Origin of the sequence: Apilactobacillus waqarii, assembly GCF_019061205.1 — a bacterium.
GTDB classification, from domain to species: Bacteria; Bacillota; Bacilli; order Lactobacillales; family Lactobacillaceae; genus Apilactobacillus; species Apilactobacillus waqarii.
The window spans coordinates 1-267 of sequence record NZ_JAHQYH010000032.1 but is presented as its reverse complement, the minus strand read 5'-3'; the positions used below and the strand labels follow the sequence as shown (position 1 = coordinate 267).

Here is a 267-nt window from a genome sequence, read left to right as displayed (position 1 = left end):
GTTGAGTATTTACGAATAAACTAATATTTTAAAACTCAAAATAACGCGGTGTTCTCGGTTGAAATTGTATTTTTATACAAATTCAATATAGAAATTAAATAATATCTAGTTTTCAAAGAACCAAGTAGAGAGGTAAACCTCTCAAAACTGAATAAGATTGATGAACCTAATGTAAGTTTCCGAAATTTCCTTAGAAAGGAGGTGATCCAGCCGCAGGTTCTCCTACGGCTACCTTGTTACGACTTCACCCTAATCATCTGTCCCACC

The 267-nt window shown here is 34.5% G+C and carries 1 rRNA gene; it reads right to left on the bottom strand.

Annotated features, from left to right (window positions below):
* Positions 1 to 194: 194 nt before the first annotated feature.
* Positions 195 to 267, bottom strand: a 16S ribosomal RNA gene (locus KTJ72_RS07065); the annotation flags it as partial.